Genomic DNA, 1388 nt, shown 5'->3' on the forward strand with positions numbered 1-1388 from the left:
CGACCGGGGTTGGCCTTCGCTTCGGCCTTGCGAGCCGCCTGGGCCTCACGGGCCTCGGCCATCGCCTCGGTCTTCTTCTTGTGCGGACCGAGAACGAAGTCCTCGTGGCGGGCGGGGCGGTGGGCGCGCTCAGGGCGTTCACGGGTGGTCCACCTTCAGCTCGAAGTGGTCGAGGACGGCCCGCATGCGCTGTTCGACCTGGTCGGCGGTGGCGCCCTCGACGTGGACGTAGCCGGTGGAGGCGTGGGAGGCGCGGGGCGGGTCGAGGACGTCGCCGGGGGCGGCGTCCAGGTGGGCGCCGATCACGCCGGGCAGCCGCAGCAGTTCCTCCTCGGAGCTGATGTGGAGCACGCGGCCGGGCCGGGTGGGCAGGAGCAGGTCGCCGACCGCCCGGTCGCGGGTGTAGACGGGCCGCGGGACGCGGTCGAGGTAGGTGTCGAGGATGACGTGCAGGAAGTCGAACCCGTAGGCGAGGGAGTGGTTGACGGGGACTTCGCAGCCGCTGAGGCGGGCGGCGACCTCGCTCATGAAGAAGGAGCCGTCGTCGGTGAGGAAGAACTCGCCGTGCAGGTAGCCGAAGGGCAGGTCCAGGCCGTCGGTGAGCCGCTGGGCCAGGGCCCGTGCGTCGACGGGGAGGTGTTCGCCGGGCGCGTAGGTGATGTTGGCGTTGATCGCGCCGTCGAGGACCTCCAGGATCGGGCGGGGGTTCTTCGACAGGTAGGCGTCCACGACCCGGCCGCGGGCGACGACGGCGCACAGCTGGAACTCGCGGCCGCGGATGAACTGTTCGGCCATCCAGTCCAGGGCGGGGTCGAGCGGCGGGATCGCGGCGAGCGCGGCGGGGGAGTCGACGCGGTAGGTGTGCAGGCAGGAGTCGGAGTCGACGGGCTTGAGGACGAGGGGCCAGCCGTGCGTGCCGCCGAACGCGGCGACGTCGTCGAGGCTGTGCACGGCCGTGTAGGCGGCGTGCGGGATGCCGAGCTCGGCGTAGCGGTCCTTCATGGTCTTCTTGTTGCGGACCCAGGCGACCTGGCGGGGGGTCAGGTGCGGCAGGTCGACGAGGGCGGCGAAGCGCTGGGCGGTGTCCTGCAGTGCCTCGTTGGGGTTGCAGAAGAACCGCGGGCGGGGCAGGCCCCGGGTGCCCTTCATCCAGCGCAGGTAGCGGGCGGCCTCCTCGTGCAGGGGGGCGGCGGTGCGCAGGGTGAACGTGGGCAGGTGCGCGGTGCGCTCGCGGTAGTCCTCGCTCAGCGGCACGCAGTCGAAGCGCAGCAGGACGACGTCCACGTCGTCGCGGGCGAGGACGCTGTCGGTGAAGGCGGCCCGGCGGCTTTCGACGAGCAGGACGGCGGGGCGGGAGGGCGTGCTGGGCATGGCGGTCTCCAAGAGGT

General features: G+C 72.4%; 1 protein-coding gene. It reads right to left on the reverse strand.

Going from position 1 to position 1388, the window contains the following annotated elements; genetic code table 11:
- Positions 1–138 precede the first annotated feature (138 nt).
- A partial coding sequence (locus tag ABZV34_RS39510; protein WP_356288144.1) for a hypothetical protein occupies positions 139–1388 on the reverse strand: 1250 nt, incomplete at its 5' end.

This window comes from Streptomyces sp. NPDC005195 (assembly GCF_040608315.1).
Taxonomy (GTDB): Bacteria; Actinomycetota; Actinomycetes; order Streptomycetales; family Streptomycetaceae; genus Streptomyces; species Streptomyces kaempferi.